The sequence below is a fragment of the Tardiphaga sp. genome (assembly GCF_028290495.1).
Taxonomy (GTDB): domain Bacteria; phylum Pseudomonadota; class Alphaproteobacteria; order Rhizobiales; family Xanthobacteraceae; genus Tardiphaga.
On record NZ_JAQGJT010000087.1, the window covers coordinates 1 to 16,684 of the forward strand.

At 63.8% G+C, this 16,684-nt stretch carries 20 protein-coding genes; 11 read left to right on the top strand and 9 right to left on the bottom strand.

Translation table 11 applies throughout. The features are described from left to right. From JWQ24_RS14710 to JWQ24_RS14725, 4 genes are all read left to right on the top strand, one after another. Positions 1-414 (top strand): flagellin (locus JWQ24_RS14710; protein WP_299809255.1); only part of this gene is annotated, 414 nt, incomplete at its 5' end. Between the two features lie 213 nt (positions 415-627). Next, positions 628-1,005 carry a flagellar biosynthesis repressor FlbT gene (flbT, locus tag JWQ24_RS14715; RefSeq protein ID WP_299809257.1) on the top strand — a complete coding sequence of 126 codons (378 nt, stop codon included), beginning with the start codon at positions 628-630 and terminating at the stop codon, positions 1,003-1,005. 3 nt (positions 1,006-1,008) lie between these two features. Further along, complete coding sequence (gene flaF / locus JWQ24_RS14720; protein WP_299809259.1) at positions 1,009-1,377, top strand: flagellar biosynthesis regulator FlaF; 369 nt, start codon at positions 1,009-1,011, stop codon at positions 1,375-1,377. Between the two features lie 107 nt (positions 1,378-1,484). After that, positions 1,485-1,844, top strand: coding sequence for a hypothetical protein (locus JWQ24_RS14725; protein WP_299809261.1), 360 nt, complete (start codon positions 1,485-1,487; stop codon positions 1,842-1,844). Positions 1,845-1,864: 20 nt separating this feature from the next. Here the strand turns inward: JWQ24_RS14725 and JWQ24_RS14730 are convergent, their stop codons facing one another. From JWQ24_RS14730 to JWQ24_RS14745, 4 genes are all read right to left on the bottom strand, one after another. Beyond that, entirely contained in the window at positions 1,865-2,251 is a 387-nt protein-coding gene (locus JWQ24_RS14730) for a hypothetical protein (protein WP_299809263.1), read from the bottom strand. A 137-nt stretch (positions 2,252-2,388) separates the two neighbouring features. Next, entirely contained in the window at positions 2,389-2,892 is a 504-nt protein-coding gene (locus tag JWQ24_RS14735; RefSeq protein ID WP_299809265.1) for a hypothetical protein, read from the bottom strand. Positions 2,893-2,920: 28 nt separating this feature from the next. Further along, positions 2,921-3,265 carry a flagellar assembly peptidoglycan hydrolase FlgJ gene (gene flgJ / locus JWQ24_RS14740; protein WP_299809267.1) on the bottom strand — a complete coding sequence of 115 codons (345 nt, stop codon included), beginning with the start codon at positions 3,263-3,265 and terminating at the stop codon, positions 2,921-2,923. Further along, complete coding sequence (locus JWQ24_RS14745) at positions 3,265-4,389, bottom strand: flagellar basal body P-ring protein FlgI (RefSeq protein WP_299809269.1); 1,125 nt, start codon at positions 4,387-4,389, stop codon at positions 3,265-3,267. Before JWQ24_RS14745 ends, flgJ begins: the two co-directional genes overlap by 1 nt. A 340-nt stretch (positions 4,390-4,729) precedes the next feature. Here JWQ24_RS14745 and JWQ24_RS14750 point away from each other — a divergent pair, with 340 nt between their 5' ends. Beyond that, positions 4,730-5,146 carry a flagellar assembly protein FliX gene (locus JWQ24_RS14750; RefSeq protein ID WP_299809270.1) on the top strand — a complete coding sequence of 139 codons (417 nt, stop codon included), beginning with the start codon at positions 4,730-4,732 and terminating at the stop codon, positions 5,144-5,146. A 175-nt stretch (positions 5,147-5,321) separates the two neighbouring features. Further along, complete coding sequence (gene dksA, locus JWQ24_RS14755; RefSeq protein ID WP_299809271.1) at positions 5,322-5,732, top strand: RNA polymerase-binding protein DksA; 411 nt, start codon at positions 5,322-5,324, stop codon at positions 5,730-5,732. A 77-nt stretch (positions 5,733-5,809) separates the two neighbouring features. On the opposite strand, the gene JWQ24_RS14760 is transcribed toward dksA, so the two are convergent. Both JWQ24_RS14760 and JWQ24_RS14765 read right to left on the bottom strand, forming a co-directional pair. Next, positions 5,810-6,514, bottom strand: a complete 705-nt coding sequence (locus tag JWQ24_RS14760) for a pentapeptide repeat-containing protein (RefSeq protein ID WP_299809273.1) — start codon at positions 6,512-6,514, stop codon at positions 5,810-5,812. Continuing rightward, positions 6,511-7,491, bottom strand: a complete 981-nt coding sequence (locus tag JWQ24_RS14765; protein WP_299809275.1) for a DUF808 domain-containing protein — start codon at positions 7,489-7,491, stop codon at positions 6,511-6,513. The genes JWQ24_RS14760 and JWQ24_RS14765 overlap by 4 nt, the downstream gene beginning before the upstream one ends. Before the next feature lie 181 nt (positions 7,492-7,672). Here JWQ24_RS14765 and JWQ24_RS14770 point away from each other — a divergent pair, with 181 nt between their 5' ends. The 4 genes from JWQ24_RS14770 to uraD all read left to right on the top strand — a co-directional run bounded on the left by JWQ24_RS14770 (position 7,673) and on the right by uraD (position 10,800). Next, entirely contained in the window at positions 7,673-8,440 is a 768-nt protein-coding gene (locus tag JWQ24_RS14770; protein ID WP_299809277.1) for a fumarylacetoacetate hydrolase family protein, read from the top strand. A 117-nt stretch (positions 8,441-8,557) separates the two neighbouring features. Further along, positions 8,558-8,971, top strand: coding sequence for a DUF3830 family protein (locus JWQ24_RS14775; protein ID WP_299809279.1), 414 nt, complete (start codon positions 8,558-8,560; stop codon positions 8,969-8,971). After that, entirely contained in the window at positions 8,971-9,906 is a 936-nt protein-coding gene (puuE, locus tag JWQ24_RS14780; RefSeq protein WP_299809281.1) for an allantoinase PuuE, read from the top strand. The genes JWQ24_RS14775 and puuE overlap by 1 nt, the downstream gene beginning before the upstream one ends. A gap of 6 nt (positions 9,907-9,912) precedes the next feature. Then, on the top strand, positions 9,913-10,800 hold the full coding sequence (gene uraD, locus JWQ24_RS14785; protein WP_299809283.1) for a 2-oxo-4-hydroxy-4-carboxy-5-ureidoimidazoline decarboxylase: 888 nt from the start codon (positions 9,913-9,915) through the stop codon (positions 10,798-10,800). A 185-nt stretch (positions 10,801-10,985) separates the two neighbouring features. Here uraD and JWQ24_RS14790 read toward each other — a convergent pair whose 3' ends face one another. Further along, positions 10,986-12,380 carry a nucleobase:cation symporter-2 family protein gene (locus JWQ24_RS14790; protein WP_299809284.1) on the bottom strand — a complete coding sequence of 465 codons (1,395 nt, stop codon included), beginning with the start codon at positions 12,378-12,380 and terminating at the stop codon, positions 10,986-10,988. A 177-nt stretch (positions 12,381-12,557) separates the two neighbouring features. Between JWQ24_RS14790 and pucL the strand changes: the two genes are divergently transcribed. Then, a complete protein-coding gene (pucL, locus tag JWQ24_RS14795; RefSeq protein ID WP_299809286.1) occupies positions 12,558-13,394 on the top strand; it encodes a factor-independent urate hydroxylase in 837 nt (278 codons plus the stop codon). Between the two features lie 54 nt (positions 13,395-13,448). Here pucL and JWQ24_RS14800 read toward each other — a convergent pair whose 3' ends face one another. Together JWQ24_RS14800 and JWQ24_RS14805 are read right to left on the bottom strand one after the other, a co-directional pair. Further along, positions 13,449-16,172: a molybdopterin cofactor-binding domain-containing protein gene (locus JWQ24_RS14800; protein WP_299809288.1), complete on the bottom strand. Its 2,724-nt coding sequence runs from the start codon at positions 16,170-16,172 to the stop codon at positions 13,449-13,451. After that, the coding region (locus tag JWQ24_RS14805; RefSeq protein ID WP_299809289.1) for an FAD binding domain-containing protein at positions 16,169-16,684 on the bottom strand (516 nt) is incomplete at its 5' end. The genes JWQ24_RS14805 and JWQ24_RS14800, both read right to left, overlap by 4 nt.

The window sequence follows — 16,684 nt, forward strand, 5'->3', positions numbered from 1 at the left end:
CTGAACGGCGACACACTCAAGCTGACCTTCAACGAGACCGGAAAATCTACGCTCAGCATCACCGGTGTAACCTACGGCGCCAGTGGCCTGGGACTGGGTGCGCTCGTTTCGGGTACAGACTTCCTCGACAGCAGCTCGGCTAACAAGGCCCTCACGGCGCTCGGCGCTGCCAGCACCGCGCTGCGCACCGAAGCGTCGGCCCTGGGTTCGAATCTCTCGATCGTGCAGATCCGTCAGGACTTCTCCAAGAACCTGATCAACGTGCTGCAGACCGGCTCGTCCAACCTGACGCTGGCCGACACCAACGAGGAAGCGGCCAATAGCCAGGCGCTGTCGACCCGCCAGTCGATCGCGGTGTCCGCGCTCGCGCTCGCCAATACCGCGCAGCAGGGCGTCCTGCAGCTGCTGCGCTAACGCCGCACCAAGACGCTCGCCAGGCGGGCGGCGGAGAAATCCGCCGCGCCGCGCTGTGATCAGGCGGCGGGCCGGGCGTCGCGCGGGCGCAAATTTCCGTATTGGGCTTCAATTGCAGGTCTGAACGATGGTACAAGTGTGTATCCACGCGGTGCACATCATTGAACCGTTGCGTTCCGAGCCACGGAGCACGTGCGGCAGAAGGAGACCGGAATGCCTTTGCGAGTTGAGTTGAAGCCGTTTGAACGTATCGTGATCGGCCAGAGCGTCATTACGAATTCTGACACCCGCACCGCGTTCCTGATCGATGGCGACGCGCCGATCCTGCGGGAGAAGGATATCCTTACCCCGGAGACCGCGAACACGCCGGTGAAGCGCATCTATCTCTGTGTACAGATGATGTATCTGGAGAACGACATCCCTGCCTACCAGGACCTCTATTTTGGTTTCATCGGCGAGCTGATTGAGGCAGTGCCGAGCTTTCGCGAGCAAATCGAGGAAGTGAGTAAGCTAATTTTAAGCGGCGCTCTTTACAAAGCCCTTAGAGAATTGCGCGGGCTGATGAAACGCGAAGACGACCTACTGAGGTAATCTATGTCGACTGGCGCTCAGGCTTACGCGCGTACTGCCCAGACCACGGCATCGCCGCGGGATATCGAGGCGCAGGCTCTCCTCAAGGCTGCGCGCAAGCTGCAGGAGGTCATGGCCAACTGGGCTACGACCGATGAAGGTCTCGACGACGCGCTGATGTTCAACCGTAAGCTCTGGTCGATCTTTCTCGGCGAAGCGATGAACGATGAAAATCCGCAGTCGGCGGAGGTACGTCAGAATATCGCCAATATCGGGATTTTCGTCCTCACCCAGTGCGCAGCCCTCAAGGTAAAGCGCGAGGTCGAAAGCCTGCAGTCGCTGATCGACATCAACCGCAATATCGCCGCTGGTCTCAGCGGCCGGGCCTCGTGATCGCGCCAAACGCCGACAGGTAAACCAACTGTTAACGGTCCGGGTTGCCTAATGCGCCCGAACTTTCTTGCGGCGATCTGGATCGTTGCGCATCAGCGGGAAACGCGATGGCCGATATTATGAGCATTCTTTCCAGCAACTACGCGACGACTGTGCCGACGACCTCCGGCAAATACGTCGCCGTCAATCCTGATACGTTCAAGGGAAGCTGGGAAGGCACTTACGCGAACAAGAAGACGTTCAAGATCGATGTGCAGCAGGTTGACGGCTTTCGCGCGCAGGTGAAGTACAGCAGCGCCGGAACGGTCAAGTATCAGCAGGTGTTGATCAAGGACAATGCGTTCCGTATCGGCGACACCAAGTTCCAGCTGACGGCCAACAACAAGGCGACGATCAAGAACGCGGTGACCGATCCGGTGACCGGCAGTACCTATCTCGACACGGCTTACTCCACGCGCAAGACCTGAGCGGCGCTCAGGCGCGGTGTCTAGACGCTGCGGTCGGTTTCGATCCGGCGATCGTTCAGCTTCGCATCCAGCTTCGCCGTATCCATCGCCCGCAGATAGGCCCGGGTGCGTAGCCGCGATTCCTCGGGATACTGGTTGATGATCTGGTTGGTCTTCTTGTCGACCGACACGTAGACGATCGCATCGGCGTCCTGATTGACGATCACGCCTTTAGAGATGCGATCGCTCTCGACCTGCTGATAATTGCTCGCCGAGATGTTGGGACGCAGCAGGGCGTCCGCAGCGTTGACGGTCTGCGCGGGCGGCAACTGTGCAGGCACGGCTTCGCGCACCGCTTCCGGCGCGGGCCTGATGATCTGTGCCGCGACCGGTGCCCCCACCGGTTTGATATTGAAGTCGGATCCCATGGTAGCCTCCTGGCCTCCATTGATGAATCCCGACCCCTCCACGCAAGAGTATGTAGCAACCGTCTGAAGGCGGTGCTTATCCCGGCGCAGCAATTTGATTCAAAGGGTATTGGTCTCGCCCGTTGCGGGGCGAGCGCTTACATCGTGCGGTTGATGACGATCGGCGTGCGGTTGACGCGGCCGGGCTGGGCGCGCTGGCCCATCGCCGTGTAGGTCTGCGGAATGTTGCGCTTCTGCATCTCGGCGTTGACGCCGCGCACGATGCCCTCCGACACCGCATGCGCGGTCGCCAGCACGGTCAGGTTGACCTGCAGCATTGCGCGGAACACGTCGTGGTGACGGTGCAGCGCCGACAGCAGATCGGGCGTGTTCTGCGCCAGATATTTCTGGCTGGTCTTGAGCAGGCTGATCATCGCGATGTAGCGGCGCGACATCTCGTTTTTGTCCTGCTCGAGCTTCAGCGCCTCGCGCACCTTGCCGGCGCGCACCAGCGTGGTTTCCTGTTCAATGACGGCGAGCAGCGCGTTCATCACCTCCATCATGCTCTCGGCGAGCTTGCGGGCCTCGGCGGGCGTGGCTGCCACCGATGAAACGGCGATGGTGTCGGGAGCAGGAGCGGGCTGGCGTTGCGCGTTGTTCATGGTGATGTCCTTGACGTTACTTTTGCGATCAACTGACGCGGTTGGCTTGCTGCAGGATGAGGGTGCGGTAGACGTCGTTGGAAATGCCGACGCCGCCGGCCTTGGCGAACGACTTGGAATATTGCTCGGTCAGCATCGAGCGCCACGGGCCGGTGCCGGCCGTGCTGCCGAACGGACCGTCTGCCTTGATGCCCGACGTCATCTGCGAGAACATCGAGTTCAGGAACATCGCCTCGAAGTCCTGCGCCTGCGCCTTGGCCTTCTTCTGCACTTCCGGCGAGACCTTGGTCAGCGCTTCCGTCAGCTGCAGATCGGGGCGGCCGTTGATGACCGGATGGCTGGTCGTGTAGGGGCTGTAGCTGTTGGCGAGCATCACATCACCTCGATGTCGGCCTGGATCGCACCGGCGGCCTTGATGGCCTGCAGAATGCCAATCAGGTCGCGTGGGCCGATGCCGAGGCCGTTGAGGCCGTCGACAAGCTGCTGCAGCGAGACGCCGTCCTTGACGAGCGCGAACTTCTTGCCGTCCTCGGTGACGCCGACGCGGGTGCTCGGCGTGGTCACGGTGCGGCCGTTCGACAGCGGCCCAGGCTGGCTGACATTGGCGCCTTCGGAAATCGTTACGGTAAGGTTGCCCTGCGCCACGGCGACAGTCGCGACGCGGACGTCGCGGCCCATCACGATGATGCCCGAGCGTTCGTCGATGATGATTTTGGCGGCGAGATCGGGCTCGACCTGCAACTGTTCGATTTCGGTGAGCATCGCGACGACGTTGCCCTTGAACTCCGTCGGGATCGCCAGCTGCACCGTGGAAGGGTCGATCGGTTCGGCGCTCTTGGAGCCCAGGAAGTCGTTGACGGCGGCGGCGATCCGCTTGGCGGTGGTGAAATCCGGGTTGCGCAACGCGAGGCGCACGGTCGGCAGGCGGTTCAGTGCGAATTCGATCTCGCGCTCGATGATGGCGCCGTTGGCGATGCGACCGACGGTCGGCACGCCGCGGGTGACGGAGGCGGCGGCGCCTTCCGCTGCGAAGCCGCCGATCGCCACCGAGCCCTGGCCGACCGCGTAGACGTTACCGTCGGCGCCGAGCAGGGGGGTGACGAGGAGGGTGCCGCCCATCAGGTTCTTGGCGTCGCCGAGCGCGGAGACGGTGACGTCCATCCGCGTACCCTGGGTGCCAAACGCCGGCAGGTTGCCGGTGACCATGACGGCCGCGACGTTGCCGGTGCGGATGGTGGCGCCGCGGATGTTGACGCCCATGCGCTCCAGCATCGCCTGCAGCGACTGCTTGGTGAAGGGGATGTTGTTCAGCGTGTCGCCGGTGCCGTTGAGGCCAACGACCAGGCCGTAGCCGATCAGCTGGTTCTGGCGGACGCCCTCGATGTTGGCGAGATCCTTGATCCGCGAGGTCGCGCCCGCAGAAGCAGCCGACAGCGCCAGCGCGAGGAGCGCCGAGCAGGCCGTCAGACAGAATCGCACCGAACTTGAGATAGGCATCCTCTGCTCCCCGCTGAGGTTTGGGCTGGACCTGTCCTCACTCCCATGAGGACGATCCGGCATTAACTATGCGAGCGCCGTGCCAGCCGGCTTTCGTTTGTTAACTAACTGATATCATTAGTCTTGTTCTTGTGGAGTCGATCTCGGGGGCGATCGTCGGCGCGGCGAAACTGCCGCTCGCGGCAGATTTTGCCGGGCTGTTTACGATTGATTAACCATAAAGGACGACCTTCCCGGAGCGGGTTCCGTTTACGCAACCAGTCATGGTGACCGGCACGCAAGCCGCCCGCGCGGCCAGTCGCCTCTTTGGTTCGGCCGCTTATTTTCGGTGGATATGTCGATGCGCATTTACGGTCCGAACGGCACCACCCAGGGCTCGACGTCGTCGAGCACGAAGCGCACCGCCTCGACCGGCTTCTCGCTGCCGGACACGGCGCCGACCACCGATACCCGCCCGACCGTGGCGCCGCGTGCCGCCACCAGCCTGGATGCGCTGCTGGCGATGCAGGGCGTCGAGGATCCGACCGAGCGCCGCAAGCGATCGGTCGCCCGCGGCCGCGGGGCGCTGGACGTGCTGGATGAGCTGAAGCTGGCGATGCTGGCGGGCTCGTTCGACGCCAATACCGTGGCGCGGCTGCGCATGGCGGCGTCCGACCTCAAGACCTCGTCGGGCGATGCGGGGCTCGATTCGGTGCTGTCGGAGATCGAGTTGCGGGTCGAGGTGGAACTGGCCAAGGCCGGCCAGAGCCGGGTCTGATCGAGCCCGCCGCACGACCAAAGTCTAATGGGACCCGGCCGGGTTCCCGGTGGAAAGCCTCGTTTGGGGCGGTAGCTACGTCCGCTGGACGTTGTTGTCTGTCACACAACCTAGCTATATAAGCTGCGGCGCGGCAGGTCAGTTCCGCCGCCTTGCACGGACAGATGGATTGGCCTTGGAAAAGTTGAAAAGCTATCGCCCCTCCGAAAAAGAGCCCTTCATGAACGATCGGCAGCGCGATTATTTTCGCGGCAAGCTGCTGGCCTGGAAGGAAGAAATCCTGCGTGAATCCCGCGTCACATTGCAGACGCTGCAGGAAGAGAACGTCAACCACCCCGACCTCGCCGATCGTGCGTCGTCGGAAACCGACCGCGCGATCGAACTGCGCGCCCGCGACCGTCAGCGCAAGCTGATCTCCAAGATCGACGCGGCGATGCAGCGCATTGACGATAACACCTACGGCTATTGCGAAGAGACCGGCGAGCCGATCTCGCTGAAGCGACTGGAAGCCCGCCCGATCGCGACGCTCTCGGTCGAAGCGCAGGAGCGCCACGAGAAGCGCGAGAAGGTCTATCGCGACGAATAAACTTCGCGCGACGAAGCGTTAGTACCATCATACGGTCGCCTCATCGGGCGGCCGTATGCCGTTGTGGTATGCGCGAACTACTTCACCCGCAGGCCCATCTCCGCCAGCAGGTCGCCGGCCTGGCTGCGCGAGATGGTGGCGCCCTTGAACTTGCGGGCGTCGTTGAGCTGCAAGCCGCCGAGATCGGCGCCGCGCAGGTCGGCGCCCTCGAACCGCGCATCGACGAGATGGGATTCCCGCAGGCTCGATTCCTCGAACACGGCGTCGCGGAAGTCGCACTTCGACAGATCGGCCATGCTAAAGTCGACGCGAACGATCACGACTTTGCGGAACGAAAAGCCCGGCAATATGGCTGCCGACAGCGTCGTCTCGTGGAACGAGGTGGCGACGCTTTTGGCGCGGATGAAGTTGGCGCCGGTCAGCTTGCAGCCGTTGAACGCGGTCTCGGTAAGCGTAGCGCCACCGAAGTTCGCATTGTTGAAGTCACTCGACTGAAACAGCGCCTCGCCAAGCTGGGCGGCGGTGAAATTGGCGAAGGCACCGCGGCAGCCGGCAAAGGCGGCGCGCTCAAGCGTCGCGCCGGTCAGATTGGCTTTTTTCAGTACGCAGTTCTCGAAGCGCCAATCGGACATGTCGAGATTCGACAGGTTGGATTCCTCAAGATCGCAGTCCACCAGCAGCGCGGCCGTGCCAGCCGCTGCAAGTTCGTTGAGCGCGATGCGCGACGGCGAGCCGCCATCGATCAAGGTACGCGGCGTCGTATCGGAAGGAGGTCGTATCATCTGCGAGTCCTGCGCAGCCGGTTCCAGACCGGCGCAATGATGTATTTGGCGACCGGGATCAATGCCGCGCCGAGCAGCAGGCCGAACACGCCCGATCCCGCCGCGGTCAAGATCCAACTGATAGCTCCCGCGATCGCGGGCAGGGCGTCCGCGGCATGGGCCGCGATCACTTCAATGAAATGGGCGATCTCGGGCACGCCGTATCCGGCCACGCCGTGCACGACAATGCCGCCGCCCACCCAGATCATCGCGGCCGTGCCGACCACGCCCAGCGCGCTCAGGAAATATGGCATGCCTTGCACCAGCGCCCGGCCGAACCCGGCCTTGAGGCGGCCCCAAAGCGACGCCTTGTCGCTCCTGGCGAGCGCGAGGCCAACATCATCCGCCTTCACGATCAGCGCGACGCCGCCATAGACGGCGAGGGTGATACCGATCCCGACGACTGCCAGCACGAGGGCCCGGGTCAGGAACGGTCCAGCGGGGATTGCCGCCAGCGATATCGCCATGATCTCCGCAGACAGGATGAAGTCGGTCTTGATCGCACTCGCGACCTTTTCGTCTTCCAACGCCTTCGCGTCGGTCGCCGTGGGCTGCCTCTCGTCGGCATGCGCTGCCTCGTGCGGCATCACGGCTTCGAATACTTTCTCGGCGCCCTCGAAGCACAGATAGGCGCCGCCGACCATCAGCAGCGGCGTGATCGCCCAGGGTGCAAACAGGCTCAGCAGCAGCGCGGCCGGCAGCAGAAACAGCAGCTTGTTGCGTAGCGAGCCGATGGCGATCTTCTTGACGATCGGCAATTCGCGCGCGGCGTCGAAGCCGACGACATAGCGCGGCGTCACTGCGGCATCGTCGATCACCACGCCGGCCGCCTTGGCGCCGGCCTTCGCGGCCTGGCCTGCGATATCGTCGATCGAGGCGGCAGCCACCTTCGCCAGCGCGGCAATGTCGTCGAGTAGCGCGATGAGTCCGATGCTCATGGAAACCTCTGGCCGGGGTCATCATCGCGACGTGCTTCGTAATCCGGCTATGGCAATGCCTTAGACCGCGGTCGGTTCATTGGAAACCTCGGATGCCGGGATCGCGCAGCCACCGCGGCATTTCCGGACAGGGCTATTCCGGATAGGTTGTTCGCTACCGTGTCCACTGGGGATCCCTGATATGCTCGACCGCGCCGCCACCCTCATTGCCGCCGCCAGGCTCGCCCGCACGCCGCTGGCCGCGCTGCCGGCCGGGATCGTCCCCGGCGACGAGCGCGACGGGTATCGCGTGCAACAGGCCGTTCATACGATTCTGGCCGATGATGCCGGGCGGCGGATCGGCTGGAAGATCGGCTGCACCAGTGCAGTGATGCAAAACTATCTCGGCATTCCCCACCCTTGCGCCGGCGGCGTATTCGCCGGGGGTGTGCATGACAGCGGCGTGTCGCTGCGGCACCGCGACTATGTCCATGTCGGTGTCGAATGCGAGATCGCGGTGCGGCTCGGCCGCGACGTCGTGGCGGCGGATGCGGCTTCCGTTGCGGATGCGATCGAGGCCTACCTGCCGGCGATCGAGATCGTCGACGACCGCTATGCAGACTGGCGTTCGCTGGGCGCGCCGACGCTGATCGCGGATGATTTCTTCGCCGCAGGCTGCGTGCTCGGCGCGCCGGTGCCCAGGGCGCAGGCGCCGGATCTGCTGGCGGTGACCGGCCGCGCGGTTCTCAACGGCGTCGAGGTCGCGCACGGCAGCGGCGCCGATGTGCTCGGTCATCCGCACCATGCGCTGGCGTGGCTCGCGTCCCATCTGGCGGAGCAGGGCCAGCAGCTGCGCGCCGGCGAGATCGTACTGACCGGCAGCCTGGTGCAGACGCTGTGGCTGAACCCCGGCGACGCCGCGGTGATGCAGCTTTCGGGGCTGGGCGAGGTGGCGGTCAGGTTCGATTAAGAGGGGCGGGATCGCCATTGCGGAGCGGCCGGCAATGCGCTGGAATGGTCCTTGCTTCTTTTCCGGCGGGCTGCAATCTGGCCCGCCTAACGTCCTTCAATTCAAGAGATCAACCACATGAGCCAGCTTCTCGTCCACGTCGGCGACTTCACCTTCAACGCGAAATTCGAGGAGGAGCTGGCGCCGAAGACCGTCGCCGCCTTCAAGAAGGCGATGCCGTTCGAGAGCCAGGCGATCCATGTCCGCTGGAGCGGCGAAGGCGTGTGGATGCCGCTCGGCGATCACGATTTCGGCGTCGGTTACGAGAACCACACCAGCTTCCCGGCACCTGGCCATATCATCCTGTATCCCGGCGGCATCAGCGAGACCGAGATCCTGCTCGCCTATAGCGGCGTGCACTTCGCCAGCAAGATGGGCCAGCTCGCCGGCAACCATTTCATCACCCTGACCTCGAACCTCGATAAGCTGCCGGAAATGGGCAAGACCGTGCTGTGGAAGGGCGCGCAAAAAGTCCGCTTCGAGATGGTCTGATGTCGTCAGCCGAATATCCCCGCGATCTGCGCGGCTACGGCCGCAACCCGCCGGACCCGAAATGGCCCGGCGGCGCACGCGTCGCCGTGCAGTTCGTCGTCAATTTCGAGGAAGGCGGCGAGAACAACATCCTGCATGGCGACCGCGCCTCGGAAGCGTTCCTGTCCGACGTGCTGGGTGCGCAGCCCTGGCCGGGGCAGCGCCACGCCAACATTGAATCGATGTTCGAATATGGCTCGCGCGCCGGCTTCTGGCGGCTGTGGCGGATGTTCACCGCGCGCAACCTGCCGACCACGGTGTTCGGCGTCGCCACCGCGCTCAAGCGCAATCCCGAGATCGTCGCGGCGATGCAGGAAGCCAGGTGGGACATTGCCAGCCACAGCCTGAAGTGGATCGAGCACAAGGACATGTCGGAGATCGAGGAGCGGCAGGAAATAGCCGACGCGATCCGGGTCCACACCGAGGCCACCGGCGCGCCGCCGCTCGGCTGGTATACCGGCCGCAGCTCGATCAATACCATGCGGCTGCTGATGGAAGCCGGCGGCCTGAAGTATCTCTGCGATTCCTATGCCGACGATCTGCCGTACTGGATCAAGGGGTCGAACGAGCCGCATCTGGTTATTCCCTACAGCCTCGACGCCAACGACATGCGCTTCGTCAACCCGCAGGGTTTCGGCGGCGGCGATGAGTTCTACACCTATCTCAAGGACACGTTCGACGTCCTGTACGAGGAAGGCCTGACCTCGCCGAAGATGATGACCGTGGGGCTGCATTGCCGCGTCGTCGGCCGGCCCGGACGCGCGGCGTCGCTGGCGCGGTTTCTCGATTACATCATGAGCCACGACAAGGTCTGGGTACCGACGCGGCTGGATATTGCCGAGCACTGGCACGCCAACCTGAAACACCTTGCGGCGGACGCCCGCGCCATCGGATAACCGTGCATGACCGAGAAAACGCTCGCCGAACTTAACGCCTGCAGCAAAGCCGATTTCGTCGCGGCGCTGGCGAACATTTTCGAGTATTCGCCGTGGATCGCGGAGAAGGCAGCGGAGGCGCGGCCCTTCGCGGGGGTGACGGAGTTGTTTTCGGCGATGCGCGAGGTGGTCGAGAAAGCCGTCCCCGGGCAGCGGCTGGCGCTGATCAGGGCGCATCCGGATCTCGCCGACAAGACCAAGCGCGGCGATCTCCTGACGCCGGAATCCAATGCCGAACAAAACAGCGTCGGGCTGGATGCGCTGTCGGAGGCGGAATACGCGGCGTTCGATCGCGTCAACAACGCCTATCGGGAGAAATTCGGGTTTCCCTATATCGTCTGTGTGCGGCGTCACACCAAGGATTCCATCCTGCGCGATTTCGCCAAGCGATTGCCGAACGATCCGACCACGGAGATCGCGGCGTCGATTGCGGAAATTTGCAAGATCGCGGCGTTGCGCGTCGATCTGCTGGTGTCCGGCGAACATCCGCTGAAGGTGCACGGCCGGCTGTCGACGCATGTGCTGGATACGCACAGCGGCAAGCCCGCGGCGGGGATCGCGGTCAAACTCATTGAGCTGTCCGACCTCGGCACGAGCCGCGTCATCGCGCGTACGGTCACCAACCACGACGGCCGCACCGACATGCCCCTGATCGGCGGCCGCCCGGTGCCGATCGGGCGCTATGAGCTGACCTTCAGCACCGCGAGCTATTTCGCCGGCAAGAACGTGCCGCTGTCCGATCCACCGTTCCTCGACCTGATCCCGCTGCGCTTCTCGGTCAGTGATGCCGAAGGCCATCTCCACGTGCCGCTATTGGTGACGCCGTGGAGTTACGGGACGTATCGGGGAAGCTGATACTTATTGCAAAGCTGTCGCGTCGGCCGTTCCCCGGATGCAGCGCACTGCGTCACGAAGTGACGTGGTGCGCTACTGATCCGGGGCTCCGGTTTCGCGCAAAGGAAACCGGGATCCCGGATCTGCGGAGCGGCGTAAGAATGCCACACCGCGTCCGGGACACGAGAGTTGCATCTTGTCGCTTCTCAATGCGTCGCCGCTGCTGCCACGCCGGCGGCTTCCGCCTTCGCGTTCTCGGCGCTGCCGATGCCGTTGAAGAAGGCGTTCAGCAACACCGCCACCAGCGCGCAGAGCAGGATGCCGGATTCCAGCAGCGGATGCAGGTCATGCGGCAGGTTCTTGAAGAAGTTCGGCGCCACCAGCGGGATCAGGCCGAAGCCGACCGAGATCGCGACGACGAACAGATTATACGGGTTGGTCTTGAAATCGACCGCGGTGAGAATCCGCGCGCCGGTCGCAGCGACCATGCCGAACATCACCAGCCCGGCGCCGCCGAGCACGACCAGCGGCACCGCTTCCACCAACGCGGCCATCTTCGGCAGCAAGCCGAGCAGCAGCATGATGCCGCCGCCGGCAATCGTCACCCAGCGCGAGCGCACGCCGGTGATTCCCACGAGGCCGACATTCTGCGAGAACGAGGTGTAGGGAAAGGTGTTGAACACGCCGCCCAGCACGGTGCCGACGCCGTCGGCGCGCAGGCCCTTGGTTAGCGCGTCGCGGTCGATCGTCTTGCCAGTGATCTCGCCAAGCGCGAGGAACATGCCGAGTGATTCAATCATCACCACGATCATCACGATGCACATGGTGACGATCGGCACCAGATGGAATTGCGGCATGCCGAAGTGGAACGGCAGCACGATGTCAGCCCAGGGCGCGGTCGCGACCTTGTCGAAATGCATCACGCCCAGCACAGAGGCCAGAATGGCGCCGGCGATAATGCCGAGCAGCACCGAGACGTTGGCAAGGAACCCGGTGCCCCATTTGATCAGCGCCAGGATGACCATCAGCACGAACAATGCGATGCCGAGGCCCTGCAATTGCGCGTAGCCGGGATTGGGGAACTGACCGGCTGCGCCATCGACCACCTTGGTCAGGGTCGGCAATCCGCCGCCCGCCCAGTTGATGCCGACGCGCATCAGCGAGATGCCGATCACCATGATGATGGTGCCGGTGACCACCGGCGGAAACAGCGGCAGCAGCCGGCTGATGAAAGGGGCGACAAGGATGCCGAAAATTCCGGCAGCAATCACCGAACCGTAAATGCCGAGCAGGCCGATTTCGGGCGAGGCGGCCATCGACAGCATCGGGCCGACCGACGCGAAGGTGACGCCCATCATCACCGGCAGGCGGATGCCGACGCCGGGAAAGCCGATGCACTGCACCAAGGTCGCAAGGCCGCAGGCGAACAGGTCGGCCGAGATCAGGAAGGCGACATCCTGCGGCGACAATTTGAGGGCCCGGCCGATGATCAGCGGCACGGCGACGGCGCCGGCATACATCACCAGCACGTGCTGCAGGCCCATTGCCAGCAGGCGCGGCGTCGGCAGTATCTCGTCTACCGGATGAACTGTCGTTGACATAGATCTAACCCCCTACAGACTATGATTATTCATGGCACCATGAGCGACTGATACAATCTGCGTGCCAGATGGGTTGTGCAACTACTTGTGCGCTGGCACGAAGGTTGCTGGTTATGATTTTGGTGTGAATTTTGCGGCAAACGGATTTTTCCGTCGTCGCCAGACTGGAGGTTCCGCGTGCCGTTGATCAAGAACAAATATGGAAAAGGCCGCGTCCGCGTGATGAGGATCCATCGCGACGGCGACCGTCACGAGGTCAGCCAGCTCTCGGTCAAGGCGATGATCGAGGGCGATTTCGGCTGCGCCTTCACCGACGCCGACAACTCGACCTCGACCTCCACCGATACCATCAAGAACATCGTCAACGTCACGGCGCGCGAGAACACCGGGCTGTCCACCGAGGAGTTCTGCCAGGTTTTGGCGCAGCGATACCTCGACCTCTATCCGCAGGTCACCGGCGTCAGCGTCACCGCGCACGAGACCAAATGGAGCCGGCTCTCTATCGACGGCACGCCGCACCCGCACAGCTTCGTGCTCGACAGCAACGGCAAGCCATTCGTCGAAGTGTCGGGGAATCGCGACGGGTTTGCGATGAGTTCGGGCCTCGACAGTCTCACCTTCATGAAGTCGACGCAGTCGGGCTGGGAAAACTACTTTACCGACAAGTATTCGACGATCCAGCCGACCAACGACCGGATGTGCGCGACCTCGATGGTGGCGTCGTGGAAGTGGTCCGGCAAGCCGGCGAGCTATGCGGCGGCGAATGCGACCATTCTGGAGACGTTGCTCAAAGTGTTCTCGACGAATTACAGCCCGAGTGTGCAGAATAGCCTGTTCCACATGGGCGAAGCGGCGCTGGCGGCGGTGCCGGAAATTTCCGAGATCAGCATGGCGTGCCCGAACATCCACTACATCCTGATGAACCTGTCCGCGTTCGGGCTGGATAACAACAACGACGTGTTCCTGCCGACCGATGAGCCGCACGGCCAGATCGAATGCACGGTGGGACGGTAGCTATTCTTACCTCTCCCCGCTCTTCGCGGGGAGAGGTAAGAGAGACGCCGCAATCTACTTGCCATACTTTGCATGCAGCGCCGGAAAAATCCGGTCCGGCTTGAACGGCATCTGCGTGAAGCGGATGCCGGTGGCGTCGGCCAGCGCGTTGCCCATCGCGGGCGCCACCGGGTTGTACGGGCTTTCGCTCATCGATTTGGCGCCCATCGGGCCGATCGAATCGTAGGTCTGCGCGAAGTACACATCGGTGCGCGGCACGTCGGCGTAGGACGGCAGATGGTAGTCGCGAAATCTGGGATTCATCACGCGGCCGGTATCGTCGATCAGCATTTCCTCGTACAGCGTGGCTCCGAGCGCCTGCGCGACGCCGCCTTCGATCTGACCGCGCAACTGCATCGGATTGGCGACCGTTCCGGCATCTGCCGCCTGCACGCTCTTGAGAATGCGGATCTCGCCGGTGCCCTTGTTCACTGCGACGCGAAAGCCGTGGACGTTGAAGGCGACCGAACGTGGCGTGCCGCCGGAGGTGCCGCTGGCATGCAAGGTGTGGCCCTGTGCGTGCGCCGACTCCGCCAGCGCGGCATAGGGCAGGCGCTGCGCGCCGCAGACGGCGGCGTCATCCTCCAGCACGCAGGTGTCGGGATCGTTCTTCACTGAAGTCGCGGCGAAGATTCGCATCACTTCCGCCAGATTATTTGCGGCGACCTTGGTCGCAAGACCCGCGACGAAGGTGCCGGCGCTGCCATAGGCGCCGGTGTCGTGGCCGCCATGCGCGGTGTCGGACTGCAATAGCCGGATGTTGTCCACTGTCGTCGCCAGCGCGGTGGCGGCGATCTGGCGGTGCACCGTGCTGGTGCCGTTGCCGAATTCGGCGGTGCCGACCACCAGTTCGAAACCGCCGTCGTTACACAGCGATATCCGGCAATCGGCGATGTGGCCGCCCGGCGGCACGGTGTCGATCATGGTCAACGCGACGCCGTCGCCGACCAGCCATTCGTCGCTGAGCCCGTGCGCCGCCGTCTCCACCTGCATCGCGTGCTCGACGAGGTCGAGGCACTGGTCGAGGCCGTAGCTGCCATAGAGAACGTCGGCATGCTGTGGGCCGGTCGCCGAGATCATAGGATCGCCCGATTTGACGATGTTGCGGCGGCGGAATTCATACGGGCTGATGCCGAGCTGCCGCGCCAGCTCATCGATCACCGATTCCACTGCGAACTGCGTCTGCGGCAGGCCGTAGCCGCGGAAGGCGCCGGCCGGCAGCGTGTTCGTGTAGGCGGCGATGCCGTCGACTTTCTTGTTGTCACAATTGTAAACGCTGATGCATTCGCTGCAGGCGTGAAACAGCACCGGGCCGGCGTGGTTGCCATAGGCGCCGGTGTTGGAGAGTACGTCGAGATGCAGTGCTGTGAGCTTGCCGTTGGCATCGGCGCCGGCTTTGATCTTGACACGCATCGGGTGCCGCGTCGCGGTGCCGATGAATTGTTCCTCGCGGGTCAATTCCCACTTCACCTTGCGGCCCGTCTTCAGCGCGCAGAGCGCCAGGATGTCCTCGACGAACATCTCCTGCTTGCCGCCGAAGCCGCCGCCGACGCGCTCGCAGAACACGCGGACCTTGTCGGCCGGCAGATCGAACAGCTCGGCCAGCGCGCGCCGTGTCAGGAACGGCACCTGCGTGCTGGAACGCACGTTCAGCACGCCGGTGTCGTCGAGCCAGGCCATGCCGCCATGTGTCTCGAGATGGCCGTGCTGGACGCGCTGGGTGACGAATGTGTTTTCATAGGTAACGGCCGAGGCGGCAAGCGCGGCTGCGACGTCGCCGACCTCGGCATGGGTCTGCGCGACGATGTTGCGGGCGGATTCGCTGACGCGATGCGCCGATGTCTTGTCGGGATGAATCAGCGGCGCATTGTCGGCGATCGTCAGTTCGGGATCGAACACCGCCGGCAGGATGTCGTAGACGACCCTGATGCTCCGGCAGGCTTCCTCCGCCGCAGCCTCGGTGTCAGCGACGACGGCCGCGACCTTCTGGCCGATGAAGCGCACGACAGGGTCGAGGATTCGGGTGTCCTCGGGGTCCACCTCGGTGATCTCGTGCCGCGCGGTCGAGAACAGCTTTGTCGGTGCGTCCTCGTGCGTCAGCACGGCGTGGACGCCAGGCACGGCCAGCGCCTCGAAGGTGTCGATGGAAACGATGTTGGCGTGCGGATGCGGCGAGCGCAGGATCTTGATCTGCAGTACGTCGTCCATCGCGACATCGAACGTGTAGCGCGCGGCGCCCTTGACCACGAGCGGACCGGCAGGTGCAGGCAGGCTGCGTCCAAACGCGGTGCCGGGCTCGGCATGCTGCACGTTGGTTTTACCGTCGAGCGCATCCTGGATGGCGCGATAGCCGGTGCAGCGGCACAGGTTGCCTTTCAGGGCCGCGCCGAGGTCCTGGCGCTGCGCCTGGTTCAGCGAGGCGCAGGTCATGATCATGCCGGCAGTGCAGAAGCCGCACTGGAACGCCTGTGCGTCGAGGAATGCCTGCTGCACCGGATGGGTGTCGCCTTCCGGCGCGAGGCCCTCGATGGTGGTGACGGCGTGGCCCTCGGCGCGGAAGGCGGGGATGAGGCAGGAGTGCACCGGCTCGCCGTCGATCAGCACCGTGCAGGCGCCGCAGTCGCCGGCGTCGCAGCCCTTCTTGACCCCGAAATGCCCGAGCTGGCGCAGAAAGGTCCGCAGGCACTGCCCGGCGCCCGGACTTTCCGAAAATTCCTTGCCGTTGATCTGGATGGTCATGACGGCGTGGCGCCCTGCAATTCAGCGCGGATTTCCTCGGCGAGCCGCAGCGTCATGTGCTTGCGCCAGGCCGGCTTGCCGTGCACGTCGTCGTGGTACAGCAGGTCGGGGATGCGCTGCAGGATGACGTCCCGCATCGCGTCGGCTTGCGGAATCCGGGCAAAGGACAATTGGATCGGGCGCACCGTGGAAGCCGTCACCGTCAGCTTCAGCGCACCCTCGCTGTCGATACTGCCGATCAGCAATGCCGCGGAACGGCCGACCGGCGTCAGCGAAATCTGGCGAAACGCCGAGCGCCGCTTCAACGCCGCGAGCGGGAGTTCGATGCTGCGCAGCAGATCGCCCGACCCCAGGACATTGCGCTGGTTACCGGTGACAAAACCGGCGACGTCGATCCTGTACTCGCTGCCGTCGGCCTTCCAGACCGTGCAGACGCCGTTGAGGGCTGCGGTCAGCGCGATCATGGGACCTGCCGGCAACGACATGCAGAGATTGCCGCCGATGGTCGCGGT